Here is a 15899-nt window from a genome sequence, read left to right as displayed (position 1 = left end):
CTAACCGCGATAGATCAGCTGCGAAGTCTTCGCATTGCGCAGCGTCAGGTGTTCGATCCCCATCCCTGGCACCTCGGCTTCTTCGCGGGCCTTGAGGATCACGCCGTGGTGCGGCGACTTGCTGCACACCGGGTCGGCATTGCTGGCATCGCCAGTCAGCATGAAAGCCTGGCAGCGGCACCCGCCCAGGTCCTTGTGCTTTTCATCGCAGGAGCGGCACGGCTCCTTCATCCACTCATCGCCGCGAAAACGATTGAAGCCGAACGAGTCGTTCCAGATGTGCGAGAGGCTGTGCTCGCGCACGTTGGGAAACGCTACCGGCAACTGCCGGGCGCTGTGGCAAGGCAAGGCCGTGCCGTCGGGGGTGATGTCGAGAAACAGGTTGGCCCAGCCGTTCATGCAGGTCTTGGGGCGTTCCTCGTAGTAGTCCGGGGTGACGAAGATCAGCTTGCACGGGTGGCCCTGTGCTTCAAGCCGTTCGCGGTACTCGTTGGTGATGCGCTCGGCACGTTGCAATTGCTCGCGGGTGGGCAACAGGCCGACGCGGTTGAGTTCAGCCCAGCCATAGAACTGGCACGTGGCCAATTCGACGAAATCCGCTTCCAGCTCCAGGCACAACTCGATGATCTGCGCGATCCGGTCGATGTTGTGCCGATGGGTGACGAAGTTCAGCACCATCGGATAGCCCTGGGCCTTCACCGCCCTGGCCATCGCGAGTTTCTGGGCAAAGGCCTTGCGCGAGCCGGCCAGCATGTTATTCACCGCTTCGTCGGCGGCCTGGAAGCTGATCTGGATATGGTCCAGCCCGGCCACCTTGAAGTCGCGCACCTTCTGCTCGGTCAAACCGATGCCCGAAGTGATCAAATTGGTGTAGTAACCCATGTCTCGCGCGGCCTTGATCAACTCGGCGAGGTCCTGACGTACCAGCGGCTCGCCACCGGAAAAGCCCAATTGCGCGGCGCCCATGTCCCGCGCTTCGCGGAATACGCGGATCCATTCTTCCGTGCCCAGTTCCTCACCGTGCCGGGCAAAGTCCAACGGATTGGAGCAATACGGGCATTGCAACGGACAGCGGTAAGTCAGCTCGGCGAGCAGCCACAGCGGCGCTCCGGGCAGCGTCTCACTCGATCCAGAATTGCGCATGGGCCACCTCCAGAAACGCCAGCACGTCTTCGTCGATCCCGGGTACGCCGGGGAAATTCGCGCTCAATCGATCAATAATCGCCGCCACGCTGCGCTGGCCATCCACCAGGTCGAGAATCTGCCCGGCGCTGCTGTTGAGCTTGATCATGCCTTCGGGGTACAGCAGCACGTGGCAATCCTGACGGGGCTCCCATTGCAGTCGAAAACCACGACGCAAGGCCGGTGACTGCTGGCGATTGATCAGGCTCACAGGGCGATCCCCCGATGCCAGACGTTGTCGCCGGTGACAGTGTGATAAGGCGGGCGTGCAAGTTCGTAGGCCATGCTCATGGCATCGAGCATGCTCCACAGCACATCGAGCTTGAATTGCAGGATCTCCAGCATGCGTTGTTGCCCCTCGGCCGTCACGTAGTGCGCCAGGGTAATGCGCAAGCCATGCTCGACATCGCGCCGCGCCTGACTCAGGCGCGTGCGGAAATAGTCGTAGCCGGCGACGTCGATCCACGGGTAATGGGTCGGCCAGGCGTCGAGTCGCGACTGATGGATCTGTGGGGCAAAGAGTTCGGTCAGCGAACTGCTGGCCGCTTCCTGCCAGCAGGCGCGACGGGCGAAATTGACGTAGGCGTCCACCGCAAACCGCACCCCGGGCAGCACCAGTTCCTGGGAGAGGATCTGCTCGCGATCCAGGCCCACGGCTTCGCCCAGGCGCAGCCAGGCTTCGATTCCGCCCTCGCTGCCGGGGACGCCGTCGTGGTCGAGAATCCGTTGCAGCCACTCCCGGCGCACGTCGCGGTCCGGGCAGTTAGCCAGGATCGCGGCGTCCTTCAGGGGAATGTTGATCTGATAGTAGAAGCGATTGGCGACCCAGCCCTGGATCTGCTCGCGGCTGGCGCATCCGGCGTACATCGCTTGGTGGAAGGGATGGTGGATATGGTAGTAGGCGCCCTTGGCGCGCAGGGCGGCTTCGAATTCTGTGGGGGACATGGGGGTGTCAGTCATTTTGTTCTCCGGGAATTTTTGCGGTGCCTGCGCTGGCCCTATCGCGAGCAAGCTCGCTCCCACAGGTGTTCGGTGGGAACACAAATTTCATGTACTGCAGAAATCCATTGTGGGAGCGAGCTTGCTCGCGATAGAGCCTTTGGTTACAGCTCAATACTCATGCCGTCATAAGCCACTTCGATCCCCCGCCGCTCCAGCAAAGCCCGCTCGGCCGAGTCTTCATCGAGAATGGGATTGGTGTTGTTGATATGGATCAGCACCTTGCGCTGGCGATTGAAACCCTCCAGCACTTCAAGCATCCCGCCGGGGCCGCTTTGTGGGAGGTGCCCCATTTCGCTGCCCAGGCTCTGGCCGACTTCGCAGAGACGCATCTCGTCGTCGCGCCACAGGGTGCCGTCCAGCAGCAGGCAATCGGCACGCTGCATCCAGCCCAGCACTTCATCGTCGATTCGGCCAAGGCCAGGCGCATAGAACAGCGAGGCACCGCTGCGCAGGTCTTCTATGAACAGGCCAATGGTGTCGCCCGGTTGCGGGTTGCCGCGATTGGGTGAATACGGCGGCGCGTTGCTCACCAGGGGAATCGCGCGAAATTGCAAATGCTCGCAGGCCGGGATGCCGAACGGCTGGCGATCGAGGCCGACCGGTTGCCATTGCAATCCGCCGTTCCAGTGTTCAAGCATTTTGAACAACGGGAAACCGCTGCTCAGGTCCTGATGCACACGCGCGGTGCACCAAACGTCATGCGGACAGCCTTCGCGCAGGCTGAGCAAACCGGTGCAATGATCGATCTGGCTGTCCAGCAGCACGACGCCGGCGATGGCAGTGTCACGCAATCGGCGCGCCGGTTGCAGCGGCGCAAAACCCTCGAGTTGCGCGCGAATGTCCGGTGAAGCATTGCACAGCACCCACTCCACACCGTCGTCACTCAGGGCAATCGACGACTGTGTACGGCGCTGGGCCCGCAAGCTGCCATTGCGTACACCGGCGCACTGGCGGCAGTTGCAGTTCCACTGCGGGAAACCACCGCCAGCGGCGGAACCGAGAATGCGGATGTGCATGGCGGATGCTCCAGAAGGCAGGCCCGGCCAACGCATCGGCTGGCCGGGTGATCAATCAACGGTTGGCGAAATACATCGTCACTTCGAAGCCAATGCGCAGATCGGTAAACGCGGGTTTAGTCCACATGGGTCATTCCTCTTCTTGTGCCCGGGTGATTCCGGTAGAGCCATTAATGCACGGGGCGCCGAGTGCCCGAATGCTACTTTCGAAGGAGTTTTGGGGGTGATTTGGTAGGGGGTGTTGCGCAGTCATTGGCAACACAAAACCCATGTGGGAGCGAGCTTGCTCGCGATGACGGAGCAACAGTCAACCGAGATGTTGAATGTGCCGACCTCATCGCGAGCAAGCTCGCTCCCACAGGTTTTTCAGTGTTCTTGCGAGGTTAGAAGAACCCCAGCGGATTGATGTCGTAGCTCACCAGCAGGTTTTTGGTCTGCTGATAGTGGTCGAGCATCATCTTGTGGTTTTCGCGACCAACGCCGGACTTCTTGTAGCCACCAAACGCCGCGTGCGCCGGGTACAGGTGGTAGCAGTTGGTCCACACCCGCCCGGCCTTGATCGCCCGGCCCATGCGGTAGGCGCGGTTGATGTCGCGGGTCCACAGGCCGGCGCCGAGGCCGAACTCGCTGTCGTTGGCAATCGCCAGCGCTTCGGCTTCGTCCTTGAAGGTGGTGACACCCACCACCGGGCCGAAGATTTCTTCCTGGAACACGCGCATCTTGTTGTGCCCCTTGAGCAGGGTCGGCTGGATGTAATAGCCGCTGGACAGGTCACCTTCCAGACGCTCGGCCGCGCCACCGGTGAGCAGCTCGGCGCCCTCCTCTTGGGCAATGGTCAGGTACGAGAGGATCTTGTCGTATTGCTGCTCGGAAGCCTGGGCGCCGACCATGGTCTCGGTGTCCAGCGGATTGCCGCGCTTGATCTTGACGATCTTCTTCATCACCTCGGCCATGAACGGCTCGTAGATCGACTCCTGGACCAGTGCCCGAGACGGGCAGGTGCAGACTTCGCCCTGGTTGAAGAACGCCAGCACCAGGCCTTCGGCGGCTTTTTCGATGAACGCCGGTTCAGCGTTCATGATGTCTTCGAAGAAGATGTTCGGCGACTTGCCGCCCAGTTCGACGGTGCTCGGGATGATGTTCTCGGCGGCGCAATGCATGATGTGCGCGCCCACCGGGGTCGAGCCGGTGAAGGCGATCTTGGCGATGCGCTTGCTGGTGGCCAGGGCCTCGCCGGCTTCGCGCCCGAAGCCCTGGACGATGTTGAGCACGCCCGCCGGCAGCAGGTCGGCGATCAGCTCGGCGAAGACCATGATCGACAGCGGCGTTTGCTCGGCGGGCTTGAGCACGATGCAGTTGCCGGCGGCCAGGGCCGGGGCGAGTTTCCAGGCGGCCATCAGCAGCGGGAAGTTCCACGGAATGATCTGCCCGACCACGCCCAGGGGCTCATGGAAGTGATAGGCCGTGGTCAGCTCATTGATCTCGGCAGCCCCGCCTTCCTGGGCGCGGATGCAGCCAGCGAAGTAACGGAAGTGGTCGGCCGCCAGCGGCACGTCGGCGTTCAGGGTTTCGCGCACGGCCTTGCCGTTGTCCCAGGTTTCGGTGACGGCCAGGACCTCAAGGTTCTGCTCGATGCGGTCGGCGATTTTCAGCAGCACCAGGGAGCGGTCCTGGGCCGAGGTCTTGCCCCAGGCGTCGGCAGCGGCATGGGCGGCGTCCAGGGCCTTGTCGATGTCGGCGGCGCTGGAGCGCGGGAACTCGGCGATCACTTCACCGTTGACCGGCGAGGTGTTGGTGAAGTACTCGCCATTGATCGGAGCGACAAACTCGCCACCGATGAAGTTGCCGTAGCGCGGCTTGAAGGTAATGACGGCGCCTGGAGTTCCGGGTTGTTTGTAGATCATGGTGGGCCTCTGTCTGGGTCGATGCCTGTCGTACTGACAGGCGATACGCCGATACTAGAGAGCCCCGCGCGCCAGACGAATGCATCGTTGGCAGGAGGGGCTCTCGTTATTTGGTCGTAGGTTTCACACAAAACACTGTGGGAGCGAGCTTGCTCGCGATGAACCCGAGAACGCCGCGGGGTATCAGGCTTCCAGCGTTATCGTTGACGACCATCGCGAGCAGGCTCGCTCCTACAGGTTTAATGCTTGGCGACGAGGTCCTTGGGCAGCTTGAAGGTCCAGAGCATGCCGCCCTGGTTGAAGTCCTTCACCCGCTTGGCCACTTCGCCGCCCCACAGCGGTACCGCGCCGCCCCAGCCGGAGAGCACCGAGACGTACTGTTCGCCGTCCATTTCCCAGGTCACGGGCGAACCGAGCACGCCAGAGCCGGTCTGGAATTCCCAGACCTTTTCGCCGGTCTTGGCGTTGAAGGCCTGCAGGAAGCCTTCAGGCGTGCCGGTGAACACCAGGTTGCCCTTGGTGGTCAGCACCCCGCCCCACAGCGGCGCGTAGTTCTTGTGGCGCCAGACTTCCTTGCCGGTTTTCGGATCGATGGCCCGCAGCACGCCGATGTAGTCTTCGTTCAACGGCTTGATGGTGAAGCCGGCGCCGAGGAACGCCGCGCCTTTCTTGTAGGCGATGCCTTCGTTCCAGATGTCCATGCCCCATTCGTTGGACGGCACATAGAACAGCCCGGTGTCTTTGTTGTAGGCCATCGGCATCCAGTTTTTCGCGCCGAGGAACGCCGGCGCTACGAAGACCGAGCTGCCCTTGGCTTCGGAACCCGGGGCACCGGGACGGCTGGCTTCGTTGTAGATCGGCCGGCCGTTCTTATCCAGGCCGGTGGCCCAGGTGATCTTGTCCACGAACGGGAAGCCACGGATGAATTTGCCGTTGGTGCGGTCCAGCACGTAGAAGAAACCGTTACGGTCGGCAGTGGCCGCCGCCTTGATCTCCTTGCCCCCTTCGCTGTAGTTGAAGGACACCAGCTCGTTCACGCCGTCGTAGTCCCAACCATCGTGGGGCGTGCTCTGGAAGTGCCACTTGATGGTGCCGTCGTCCGGGTTGAGCGCCAGGCGCGATGAGGAATAGAGGTTGTCGCCAGGGCGCAGGTGCGAGTTCCACGGCGCCGGGTTGCCGGTACCGAACAACAGCAGGTTGGTTTCGGGGTCGTAGTAACCGCCAAGCCAAGGGGCGGCGCCACCGGTTTTCCAGAGATCGCCCGGCCAGGTCTTGCCCGCCTCGCCGCCGGAGATGCCGTTTTCCACCGCTTTGCCGTCCTTGTAGACGTAGCCCATATGGCCTTCGACCGTTGGCCGGGTCCACAGCAGATCACCGTTTTTCGGGTCATAGGCCTCGATCTTGCCCACCACGCCAAACTCGCCACCGGCCACGCCGGTAATCAGCTTGCCGTTGATCACCAGCGGCGCGGCGCTGATCGAGTAGCCTTCCTTGTGGTCGGCGACTTTCTTGCTCCACACCACCTTGCCGGTGTCCTTGTTCAGCGCCACGAGCTTGGCGTCGAGGGTGCCGAAAATCACCAGGTCGCCATACAGCGCGACGCCACGGTTGATCACGTCGCAGCAAGGGCGGATGTCATCGGGCAGGCGCGCATCGTATTGCCAGAGTTTCTTGCCGGTGCGCGCATCCACGGCAAATACCCGGGAGTAGGAACCGGTCATATACATCACGCCGTCCTTGACCATCGGCTGCGCTTGCTGGCCACGCTGTTTTTCTCCGCCGAAGGAAAACGCCCACGCCGGGCGCAGCTCCTTGACGTTGTCGACATTGAGAATATCCAGCGGGCTGTAGCGCTGCCCTTGAACGCCGAGGCCGTTGGTCACGACCTGTTCCGGGTTCTTCGGGTCCTGGAGAATGTCCTGGTCGGAAACCCCGGCCAATGCCTGGCCGGACAACAGCATGGCACTGAGCAGCAGGCTCAAGACGAAGGACTGGCGACGTGCGGGTTGGGTCATGACGGCTTCCTCTGCGGATTTTTGTTATGTCCGGAAAATTTTCCCGGTCTGGTGCAGATTCTTGGGCGCCGCTGCCCTGGCAACAATTGCCCGCAATGAGGAGATTGCTAGTTCCTTGGTACAGGGTCGGAGGAGATAAGCAGCGAACTTTGTGCCAGACATAGATCCCCTGTGGGAGCGAGCTTGCTCGCGATGGCGTCGTATCAGCCGACATCAATGTTGACTGTCAGGACCTCATCGCGAGCAAGCTCGCTCCCACAGGGGGGGCTGTGTTTGCTCACTTTTGCGCGGCAGAATCCACCCGCGTCATCTGCCCTCGCTCGTAGCGCGGGTACAGATGACTGACGCTGCGGATCAGTTCATAACGGCTCAGGTTGATCCCGGCGAAGCGTTCGGGGATGGGGCTGCGGATCATCTCCGCCATATCACTGCCATTGGCCGCGCCATCGCGCATGAGCTGATCGAGCCAGGTCAGGTAATCGCGCATCTGCTCGAAGGGTTGTGGATCGCTCGACACCGGCCCATGGCCCGGTACGACCTGTGTCCAGGGCAAGCCTTGCAGGGTCGCGATGTCCGCCAGCCACACCGACAGCCCTGGACTGTTGGGCGTTGTCAGCGCCCGCTGATAAAACACCAGGTCCCCGGCAAACAGCACGCCGGTTTGCTGGTCGAGAATAGCCAGATCCGCGCCCGTATGCCCACCCAGGCTCAGCAAGCGCAGATCGTGATTCCCAAAACTTTTCACGCCGGGTGTCAGCGTCTGAGTCGCCAGCACCACTTCGGTGCCACGCATCCAGTCGCCGACCATCCGGTACATATTCTCCGCCATGGCATCGCCTTGCTGGTGCACCAGCTCGCTGGTGCCGGCCAAGGCGCCGATTGGCACGTCGGTGAAGGCTTGATTACCCAGCACATGGTCCGGGTGGTGATGGGTCAGCAAGACCTCGATCACCGGCTTGTCGGTGGTGGCGGCAATGGCCTTGCGCATCGCTTCGCCGTAACGCCTGGACGGCCCGGTGTCGATCACCACCACACCGCGCTCAGTGACGATAAACGCGGTGTTGACGATGTTGCCGCCGTTGGCCTTGGCGAAATTATCGGTGCTGCCTTCCAGTAACCAGGTGTCCTGGGCAATCCGCCGGGGCTTGAGCGAGTACTCGAGATCGGCCAGGGCCGGCAGACTGACGCTTAACACCATCAACAGGATCCAGCGCATGCCACGCTCCTTAGGGTCAGGGGATCGACGCATCGAACTCATTGCCGCTGTTGTCCCGTAGCAGCAGGCGCGTTTGCCCTGCCCCTTCGATGTCGAAGGCCAGGTTGGGGTTTTCGCTGACCGCGGGGAACAGCTCCAGCCGGGCCAGCACTTGCTCGTTGCGGTCGCGCAGTTCGGCATGGTTGATGAAGAATTCCGGAATTCCGCTGACCATGCCGTTGTCCATGGGATGGGCCACCTGCATACGCAAACGGCTGAACCCGTCCCGGGGATAGCGCCCGCCGAGCACTTCGCCGATGCGCTCCTCCCAGCCCGGTTGAGTCCGCACCACGCTCGGGGCGGTGCAACCGCCACCCGCGGCGTCAATCAGGGTCGAGCCGACATGCCACACGCCGTCGCGGGTCAACACCGCCGCGCGCAAGGGCGTCGCCTGTTCGATGCGAATGCGCAAAGACAGCCACGGCAAAACCGAATTCAGCGGCTGGAAGTCGACGATTTTCGGCAACGGATTCAGCTCTGCCCAGGCGAGGATTTTCACCACCTCGCCATTGAACGCCCGGGCATCGATTTCCAGCGGCACCTGCCGGGCATCTTCGGCAAACGGCGGCGCCAGCAGCTTGACCCGCTCATCGAAAACGAACGGCGCATTGCCCAGAAACCGCTGATGGTAGAAGGCCCACATCACCGATGGCACCGGATCCTTGCCGGGATCGATAGCGCCAGCCTGTGCCGCCAGGCTCAACCAGCAGGCCAACAGACAACTCCCTCGCCATTTCATCGCCTGCTCCTTATTGATACATCTCGGGCACGTCGTAACGCAGGCCGTAATGGCCGTAGATGGTCTTCACCGAACCGTCGCGGATCAGCGCTTCCAACGCCTCTTCCACGGCATAGGCCAGTTGACGGTTGCTTTCGTGCACCGCCATGCCGATTTCCCAGAGCTGCTTGCCCATGTTCGGGTAGGCATTTTCTGCCAGCGCCACCTGCGGGTCGGCCGCTTCGTGCACTTGCCAGTCGATTTCGCCGCGCATGGCCATCACCGCGTCGACCTCACCGGCCTTCATCGCGGCAAACGCCTGGGGTACGCCCGAATAGTGATGGGTCTTGCCGGCGAGCATGCCGTTGAACACCGATGTCAGGTAGAACGACGGCACGCTGTCGACTTCGACACCAATCGGGTGATGCTCGAACACCGCGACGCTGGCGACCTTGTCCAGCCTTCGGCGGTCATAGGCCACCTGCCATTGTTCGTTCTGGTACGGACCGAACATCACCACTTGGCCGTTGACCAGTTCGCCGAACTCGTTGCGCTTCTGCGCGTAGTCACGGTCGTAGGGCACGCGCATCATCAGGTCGGCCAGTTGCTGGTTGTGCAAGGCACTGGCACGCCAGATGTAGTCGCGCAGGTCGTCATCGAGTTTTTCCCCGGCCGGTGCCCAGATCAGCGACAGGCGCACACCGAGTGCCTTGGCCAAGGCCTCGGCGAGTTCAACATCGACTCCCTGGGGCTTTCCGGCGCTTTCGAAACTGTAGGGGGCGAAGTCCTTGTAGACCGCCACCTTCAGCTCCCCGGCGGCGATCATTTCGTCGTAGTTGCGAACCTGCGCCTGCGCCGCCTGGCAGCACAGCCACAGAGCGCTGATCAACACCGCGAGCAGGCGCATGGGTCACTCCTCGACGCGCACAGTGTCCAGATAGGTACGCACCGCCCACAGGGCTTCCTGGCTCAGGTAGTCGGCCATCTTCGGCATGTACACCCGACCGTCGCGCACCGCGCCATGGCGCACCCGTTCGGCGAACCATTCATCGCCCGCCTCGCCGACATCGAGCATGCGCAAGTCGGGGGCGATACCGCCGGACTTGGCTTCCAGGCCATGACAGGCCGCGCAGTTCTGGGTATAGGCCGAGGCGCCGATTTCCACTGCCTTGTCGTGTTCCGGGGCGGTGCGATACGGGTTCACCGCGGCCCAGCCATCGGCATCGAGCTGCACCCCGGCGTCTTTGATCGGGGTCAAGCCCTGGGTGGCGACAGCCTGTGGCACCACATTGCCGTGGGCCCAGACGGAACCTGCACTGATCAAACCGGCCAATAGCCCGGTCACGAGCAAGGCGTTGCGTTTTGTTGTCATTGTTATGCCCTCAGGATTGCACGCAAAACCTCTTGGCAGAGGCTATGGCAGCCATCTTAGAAAGCCCTGCGCACAGCCCCCATGCTGCTTTGGTGGTCGCTACCTAGTCCCTTGGTAGTAAGGCGCTGGATGGACACCACCGGTACTTTCTGCATATTTCCTCAGCTTCGCGGGCTTCCTATGCTGGCGCTACCTGTAATGGAGTGCCCTATGCGCCAGCTAATCCCTTACGCCCTGATCTACCTGCTGGCGATTGCCTGCGCCGCCGGCCTGGCCACCCAGAGTCAGGCCGCCGATGCGCCCTTGCAGGTGCGGATCGGCTACCTGGGTTATCGCCCCGACGCCGGCCCGTTGCTGTCGAACGTCATCCCCGAGCCCACCGATGCCGGGCTGCGCGGCGCCGAACTGGCGATCACCGACAGCAACAGCACCGGGCGTTTTCTCAATCACGGCTACAGCCTGGTCAGCGCCAGTGTCGACAGCCCCGAAGCCTTGCTCGAAGCGGCGAAGGCCCAGCACGAACAAGGTCTGCGCCTGTTTGTGGTGAACGCACCGGGCGCCAGCCTGCGCCAGCTCAGTGCCGCACTGCCCGACAGCCTACTGTTCAACGCCGGCAGCCCCGACGACAGCCTGCGCATCAGCGATTGCCTGCCGAACGTGCTGCACACCTTGCCGAGCCGGGCGATGCTCGCCGATGCGCTGGCGCAGTTTCTGGTGTTGCGCAAATGGCAGCGGGCACTGCTGATTGTCGGCCCGACCCCGGACGATCAAGCCTATGCCGCCGCCCTGCGCCGCGCGGCCAAGCGCTTCGGCTTGCAACTGGTGGCGGAAAAACCCTGGAGCTTTGATAACGACCAACGCCGCAGCGCCCAGGCCGACATGCCGCTGTTCACTCAGACCGCCGAGTACGACGTGGTGCTGGTGGCCGATGAACGCGGCGACTTCGGTGAATACGTGCCCTACCAGACCTGGTACCCGCGCCCGGTCGCCGGCACCCAGGGCCTGACCCCGGTGGGCTGGCACAAGACCGTGGAAACCTACGGCGCCGCTCAGCTGCAAAAACGCTTTGAAGCCCTGACCGGACGCTGGATGAATGACCGCGATTTCGCGGCATGGATGGCCGTGCGCAGTATCGCCAGCGCTGTGAGCAAACTGCGCCAGGCCGAGCCGATGGCGATCCGTACGATTGAAATCAGCGATCAGTTGCCGCTCGACGGCTTCAAGGGTCGCAAGCTCAGCTACCGGTCGTGGAATGGCCAGTTGCGCCAGCCGATTCCCATTGTCCAGCCCCGGGCGCTGGTCAGCACCTCACCCCAGGACGGCTTTTTGCACCCGTTCAACGAGATGGACAGCCTGGGTTACGACAAGCCCGAGGTCAGCTGCCGCTTTCCCTGATCCGAACATCACAACAATAAGGAATCCGCCATGCGCCGCACCCTGCTCTCTTGCACCTTGCTGCTCGCCGCTGGCAATGCCGTTGCCAGCACTGCCTGGGTCTCCAACGAAAAGGACAACAACCTGAGCCTGATCGACATGCAGACCCTGCAAGTCACCGACACCCTGCCCGTCGGCCAGCGCCCTCGCGGCCTGCTGCTGTCCCATGACAACAAGTTGTTGTACATCTGCGCCAGCGACTCGGACCGGGTCCAGGTGATGGACGTGACCACGCGCAAGATCATCAAGGAATTGCCCTCGGGCAAAGACCCTGAACAATTCGCCCTGCACCCGAACAATCGCTGGTTGTATGTCTCCAACGAAGACGATGCGCTGGTCACGGTGATCGACACCGAGACCTCCAAGGTACTCGGCCAGATCAACGTCGGCGTCGAGCCCGAGGGTATGGCCGTCAGCCCCGACGGCAAGTGGGCGGTCAACACCAGCGAAACCACCAACATGCTGCACTGGATCGACACCAGCACCCAGACCCTGGCCGACAGCACCCTGGTGGACCAGCGCCCGCGCTTCGTCGAGTTCTCCCCCGATGGCGCGAAGCTCTGGGCCTCGGCGGAAATCGGCGGCACCGTGACCATTCTCGATGTGGCCAGCCGCACCGTGCTCAAGACCCTTAACTTCCAGATCAAGGGCGTGCACCCGGACAAGGTCCAGCCGGTCGGCATCAAGCTCAGCGCCGATGGCAAGTACGGTTTCGTCGCACTGGGCCCGGCCAATCATGTGGCGGTGATCGATGCCAAGACTTTCGAGATTCTCGATTACCTGCTGGTGGGTCGACGGGTCTGGCAGATGGCGTTCACCCCGGATCAGAAGCAACTGCTGGCCACCAACGGCGTCAGCGGCGATGTCTCGGTGATCGATGTCGACAGCCTCAAGGTCAGTAAATCGGTGAAGGTCGGGCGCTATCCCTGGGGCGTGGTGGTGACGCCATGAACGCCCTTGAAGTCAGCGACCTGAGCTTTGCCTACGGCTCCCGGGAGGCCTTGCGCAAGGTGAGTTTCAGCCTGGAACCCGGGCGTTTCGCCGCGCTGCTGGGGCCCAACGGCGCCGGCAAGTCGACCCTGATTGCCCTGCTGACCCGGCTCTATGATCTGCAGCAAGGCGAGATCCGCGTCGGTGGCTGTTCATTGCGCAGCGCGGCACGCCCGGCACTCAGGCAATTGGGCGTGGTGTTCCAGCAAAGCACCCTGGACCTGGACCTCAGCGTCGAGCAGAACCTGCGTTATCACGCGGCATTGCATGGCCTGTCCCGGCGTCAGACCGACCTTCGGGTCGACGCCGAACTGGCCCGTCAGGCCCTGACCGACCGTCGCCGCGAACGGGTGCGCGAACTCAATGGCGGCCATCGTCGCCGGGTGGAAATTGCCCGCGCCCTGTTACATGAGCCGCGCCTGCTGCTGCTCGATGAAGCCAGTGTCGGCCTCGACCCGGCGAGTCGCCTGGCGCTCAACCGGCACATCCGCAGCCTGTGTCGCGAGGAGCACATCAGCGTGCTCTGGACCACCCACCTGCTCGACGAAGTACAGCCCAGCGATGACTTGCTGATCCTGCATCAAGGCCGGTTGGTGGCCAGTGGGCAGGCCGACGTCCTGAGCCTGGAGCACGGCGGTGATCTCGGCTCGGCCTTCACCCGCCTGACAACATCGGGAGCTGCCCAATGAACGCTTACTGGCAATGTTTCAGGGGTATCGTGCTGCGCGAATGGCTACGCTTTGTGCTGCAACGCACCCGATTTCTTAGCGCCCTGGTGCGGCCGCTGCTGTGGTTGCTGGTGTTCGCCGCCGGTTTTCGCGCGGCGCTTGGGATCGCGATCATCGAGCCCTACGACACCTACATACCATACGAGGTCTACATCATTCCCGGGCTGGCCTGCATGATCCTGTTGTTCAATGGCATGCAGGGGTCACTGTCGATGGTCTACGACCGCGAGATGGGCAGCATGCGCGTGCTGCTGACCAGCCCCCTGCCCCGAACCTTTCTGCTGTGCAGCAAACTGGTGGCCACGTCGCTGATTTCGTTGTTGCAGGTGTATGCGTTCCTGGCGATTGCCTGGATCTACGGCGTGCGGCCACCGGCCATGGGCCTGTTGCTGGCGTTGCCGGCCCTGTTGCTGGTGGCGTTGATGCTCAGCGCACTGGGCCTGTTGCTGTCGAACGCGATCCGCCAGCTGGAGAACTTTGCCGGGGTGATGAACTTCGTGATCTTCCCGCTGTTTTTCCTGTCATCGGCGCTGTATCCGCTATGGAAGATGCGCGAGGCCAGCCAGTGGCTGTATTGGCTGTGCGCGGTGAATCCCTTTACCCATGCGGTGGAACTGGTGCGCTTCGCCCTGTATGAACGCTTCAATCCGCTGGCGCTGGCGGTGTGTGCGGGTTTGACGCTGCTGTTCGCGCTGCTCGCCGTGCTGACCTTCAACCCGCAGCATGCGGCCTTGCGCAAAACCAACTGACTACACAGGTCAACTGTGGGAGCGGGCTTGCTCGCGAAGGCGGCGGCAAATTCAATAAATAAGTCGACTGACACAACGCTTTCGCGAGCAAGCCCGCTCCCACAGGGGGATCTTCATTGAACAGCGTGAAATTACTACTTTAGTACTGGTTTTCCTGTCTATCGTCGCATTCCCAACGCCCCCCGACTGGCATGTAATAGGTCCATAACTATAAGGACCGAACCCATGCCGCGAGCCCGACGTTGCCTGTTGCGCCCTACTCTCGCCGCCCTGTCGCTGGGCCTGCTGCTGAGCACCGCGCAGGCCGACACGGCGCTGTTCTCCACCGACGGCTATCGCATCGGCCTGTACCGCAGCCCGACGCCGGAACAACTGCAAGGCGCAACCATCATCGACACCCCCGCCCTGCAAACCCTGCTCGGCCAAACCCCGCGCCCGGTGCTGATCGATGTCTACCGCCGTCAGTGGCTGCAAGGGCAGTTCATCGAAGACCAGCCCCATGAAAACCTGCCCGGCAGCCATTGGCTGGCCAATACCGGCGACGGTGACCTGACGCCCGCTTGGCAGGATTACTTTTCCCGCAACCTGAAATCACTGACTGGCGGCGACCCGACGCGACCGCTGGTCTTCTACTGCCGCTCCGACTGCTGGTTGAGCTGGAATGCGGTCAAACGCGCAGCCACCATGGGCTATAAGACTCTGTATTGGTATCGCGATGGCCTGGACGCCTGGCAAGCGGCCAATCTGCCGGTTTCGCCAGCCAGCCCCGAACCCTTTCCCTGAAGCTTTACGCGTGCGTGTAGTTGCCACACCATAATCAAAATAATGAGGTGAAAGGCCATGTACAAAATCCTGATTGCCGACGATCACCCGCTGTTTCGCGAAGCCATTCACAATGTCATCAGCGACGGTTTTGCCGGCACCGAAGTGATGGAAACCGCCGACCTGGACAGCGCCCTGGCGTTGACCCAGGAACACGATGACCTGGACCTGATCCTGCTCGACCTGAACATGCCCGGCATGCACGGGCTCAATGGCCTGATCAACCTGCGTAACGAAGCGCCGACCATTCCGGTGGTGATTGTCTCCGCCGAGCAGGACAAACAGATCGTGCTGCAAGCCATCACCTACGGTGCGGTGGGTTTCATCACCAAGTCTTCACCCCGCACCCAGATGACCGATGCCATCCAGCAGATTCTCAATGGCAATGTCTACCTGCCCCCGGACATCATCCGCACCGCCAAAAGCAGCACCCACCGGCGGATGAACGACACCCCGGGCTTCCCGCCCGAACTGCTCCAGGCCCTGACCCGCAAACAACTGCAGGTACTGGAACGCATGACCAAGGGCGAATCGAACAAGCAGATCGCCTACACCCTGGAAATCGCCGAGACAACGGTCAAGGCCCATGTCTCGGCGATCCTGCGCAAGCTCAACGTGCACAACCGGGTGCAAGCGATCCTGAGTGCCGGGGATATTGATTTCGGGTCTTATCTGCGGCGTTGAGTCAAGACCGCGTCGCTCTCATCGCGAG

17 protein-coding genes are annotated in these 15899 nt (G+C 62.2%); 6 read left to right on the top strand and 11 right to left on the bottom strand.

The features are described 5' to 3' along the window. The 11 genes from pqqE to pedF all read right to left on the bottom strand — a co-directional run bounded on the left by pqqE (position 1) and on the right by pedF (position 10464). A complete protein-coding gene (gene pqqE, locus ABIE16_RS08100; protein WP_429520852.1) occupies positions 1-1143 on the bottom strand; it encodes a pyrroloquinoline quinone biosynthesis protein PqqE in 1143 nt (380 codons plus the stop codon). Beyond that, positions 1121-1393, bottom strand: coding sequence for a pyrroloquinoline quinone biosynthesis peptide chaperone PqqD (gene pqqD, locus ABIE16_RS08095; RefSeq protein ID WP_057715190.1), 273 nt, complete (start codon positions 1391-1393; stop codon positions 1121-1123). The genes pqqE and pqqD overlap by 23 nt, the downstream gene beginning before the upstream one ends. Then, complete coding sequence (gene pqqC / locus ABIE16_RS08090; protein WP_090454972.1) at positions 1390-2142, bottom strand: pyrroloquinoline-quinone synthase PqqC; 753 nt, start codon at positions 2140-2142, stop codon at positions 1390-1392. The genes pqqD and pqqC overlap by 4 nt, the downstream gene beginning before the upstream one ends. Positions 2143-2285: 143 nt before the next feature. Next, positions 2286-3200 (bottom strand): pyrroloquinoline quinone biosynthesis protein PqqB, encoded by a 915-nt coding sequence (gene pqqB, locus ABIE16_RS08085; protein WP_429520851.1) that lies wholly within the window; start codon positions 3198-3200, stop codon positions 2286-2288. 55 nt (positions 3201-3255) lie between these two features. Continuing rightward, on the bottom strand, positions 3256-3327 hold the full coding sequence (pqqA, locus tag ABIE16_RS08080) for a pyrroloquinoline quinone precursor peptide PqqA (RefSeq protein ID WP_003253598.1): 72 nt from the start codon (positions 3325-3327) through the stop codon (positions 3256-3258). A gap of 256 nt (positions 3328-3583) precedes the next feature. Beyond that, on the bottom strand, positions 3584-5104 hold the full coding sequence (exaC, locus tag ABIE16_RS08075) for an acetaldehyde dehydrogenase ExaC (RefSeq protein WP_218498250.1): 1521 nt from the start codon (positions 5102-5104) through the stop codon (positions 3584-3586). A gap of 239 nt (positions 5105-5343) precedes the next feature. Then, positions 5344-7119: a PQQ-dependent methanol/ethanol family dehydrogenase gene (locus ABIE16_RS08070; RefSeq protein ID WP_057715194.1), complete on the bottom strand. Its 1776-nt coding sequence runs from the start codon at positions 7117-7119 to the stop codon at positions 5344-5346. Between the two features lie 277 nt (positions 7120-7396). Then, positions 7397-8335, bottom strand: coding sequence for a quinoprotein relay system zinc metallohydrolase 1 (locus tag ABIE16_RS08065; protein ID WP_429520850.1), 939 nt, complete (start codon positions 8333-8335; stop codon positions 7397-7399). A gap of 16 nt (positions 8336-8351) precedes the next feature. Further along, on the bottom strand, positions 8352-9113 hold the full coding sequence (locus ABIE16_RS08060) for a quinoprotein dehydrogenase-associated SoxYZ-like carrier (protein WP_090454968.1): 762 nt from the start codon (positions 9111-9113) through the stop codon (positions 8352-8354). 10 nt (positions 9114-9123) lie between these two features. Continuing rightward, positions 9124-9999: a substrate-binding periplasmic protein gene (locus tag ABIE16_RS08055; protein WP_154860158.1), complete on the bottom strand. Its 876-nt coding sequence runs from the start codon at positions 9997-9999 to the stop codon at positions 9124-9126. Between the two features lie 3 nt (positions 10000-10002). Then, positions 10003-10464: a cytochrome c-550 PedF gene (gene pedF, locus ABIE16_RS08050; protein WP_154908896.1), complete on the bottom strand. Its 462-nt coding sequence runs from the start codon at positions 10462-10464 to the stop codon at positions 10003-10005. Positions 10465-10674: 210 nt separating this feature from the next. On the opposite strand from pedF, the gene ABIE16_RS08045 reads away from it, so the two are divergent. From ABIE16_RS08045 to ABIE16_RS08020, 6 genes are all read left to right on the top strand, one after another. Then, positions 10675-11859, top strand: coding sequence for an ABC transporter substrate-binding protein (locus tag ABIE16_RS08045; RefSeq protein WP_429520849.1), 1185 nt, complete (start codon positions 10675-10677; stop codon positions 11857-11859). A gap of 30 nt (positions 11860-11889) precedes the next feature. Further along, on the top strand, positions 11890-12849 hold the full coding sequence (locus tag ABIE16_RS08040; protein WP_429520848.1) for a YVTN family beta-propeller repeat protein: 960 nt from the start codon (positions 11890-11892) through the stop codon (positions 12847-12849). After that, positions 12846-13577 (top strand): ABC transporter ATP-binding protein, encoded by a 732-nt coding sequence (locus ABIE16_RS08035; protein WP_429520847.1) that lies wholly within the window; start codon positions 12846-12848, stop codon positions 13575-13577. Before ABIE16_RS08040 ends, ABIE16_RS08035 begins: the two co-directional genes overlap by 4 nt. Next, positions 13574-14365 (top strand): ABC transporter permease, encoded by a 792-nt coding sequence (locus tag ABIE16_RS08030; protein ID WP_429520846.1) that lies wholly within the window; start codon positions 13574-13576, stop codon positions 14363-14365. Before ABIE16_RS08035 ends, ABIE16_RS08030 begins: the two co-directional genes overlap by 4 nt. Positions 14366-14590: 225 nt before the next feature. Beyond that, positions 14591-15148: a PQQ-dependent catabolism-associated CXXCW motif protein gene (locus tag ABIE16_RS08025; protein WP_057715203.1), complete on the top strand. Its 558-nt coding sequence runs from the start codon at positions 14591-14593 to the stop codon at positions 15146-15148. A 57-nt stretch (positions 15149-15205) separates the two neighbouring features. Next, positions 15206-15871 (top strand): response regulator transcription factor, encoded by a 666-nt coding sequence (locus ABIE16_RS08020; RefSeq protein WP_057715204.1) that lies wholly within the window; start codon positions 15206-15208, stop codon positions 15869-15871. The last annotated feature ends 28 nt before the right edge of the window (positions 15872-15899 follow it).

Source organism: Pseudomonas sp. 2725 (assembly GCF_050434585.1).
Lineage (GTDB): Bacteria > Pseudomonadota > Gammaproteobacteria > Pseudomonadales > Pseudomonadaceae > Aquipseudomonas > Aquipseudomonas jessenii.
The sequence above is the reverse complement of the archived record's forward strand: the minus strand, read 5'-3'. Positions and strand labels throughout refer to the sequence as shown.

Coding starts and splice junctions, on each gene's coding strand:
- pedF (WP_154908896.1), bottom strand. CDS start 10,464: ATGACAACAAAACGCAACGCCTTGCTCGTGACCGGGCTATTGGCCGGT.
- exaC (WP_218498250.1), bottom strand. CDS start 5,104: ATGATCTACAAACAACCCGGAACTCCAGGCGCCGTCATTACCTTCAAG.
- ABIE16_RS08070 (WP_057715194.1), bottom strand. CDS start 7,119: ATGACCCAACCCGCACGTCGCCAGTCCTTCGTCTTGAGCCTGCTGCTC.
- pqqC (WP_090454972.1), bottom strand. CDS start 2,142: ATGACTGACACCCCCATGTCCCCCACAGAATTCGAAGCCGCCCTGCGC.
- ABIE16_RS08030 (WP_429520846.1), top strand. CDS start 13,574: ATGAACGCTTACTGGCAATGTTTCAGGGGTATCGTGCTGCGCGAATGG.
- ABIE16_RS08035 (WP_429520847.1), top strand. CDS start 12,846: ATGAACGCCCTTGAAGTCAGCGACCTGAGCTTTGCCTACGGCTCCCGG.
- ABIE16_RS08065 (WP_429520850.1), bottom strand. CDS start 8,335: ATGCGCTGGATCCTGTTGATGGTGTTAAGCGTCAGTCTGCCGGCCCTG.
- ABIE16_RS08040 (WP_429520848.1), top strand. CDS start 11,890: ATGCGCCGCACCCTGCTCTCTTGCACCTTGCTGCTCGCCGCTGGCAAT.
- ABIE16_RS08060 (WP_090454968.1), bottom strand. CDS start 9,113: ATGAAATGGCGAGGGAGTTGTCTGTTGGCCTGCTGGTTGAGCCTGGCG.
- ABIE16_RS08045 (WP_429520849.1), top strand. CDS start 10,675: ATGCGCCAGCTAATCCCTTACGCCCTGATCTACCTGCTGGCGATTGCC.
- pqqB (WP_429520851.1), bottom strand. CDS start 3,200: ATGCACATCCGCATTCTCGGTTCCGCCGCTGGCGGTGGTTTCCCGCAG.
- ABIE16_RS08025 (WP_057715203.1), top strand. CDS start 14,591: ATGCCGCGAGCCCGACGTTGCCTGTTGCGCCCTACTCTCGCCGCCCTG.
- ABIE16_RS08020 (WP_057715204.1), top strand. CDS start 15,206: ATGTACAAAATCCTGATTGCCGACGATCACCCGCTGTTTCGCGAAGCC.
- pqqE (WP_429520852.1), bottom strand. CDS start 1,143: ATGCGCAATTCTGGATCGAGTGAGACGCTGCCCGGAGCGCCGCTGTGG.
- ABIE16_RS08055 (WP_154860158.1), bottom strand. CDS start 9,999: ATGCGCCTGCTCGCGGTGTTGATCAGCGCTCTGTGGCTGTGCTGCCAG.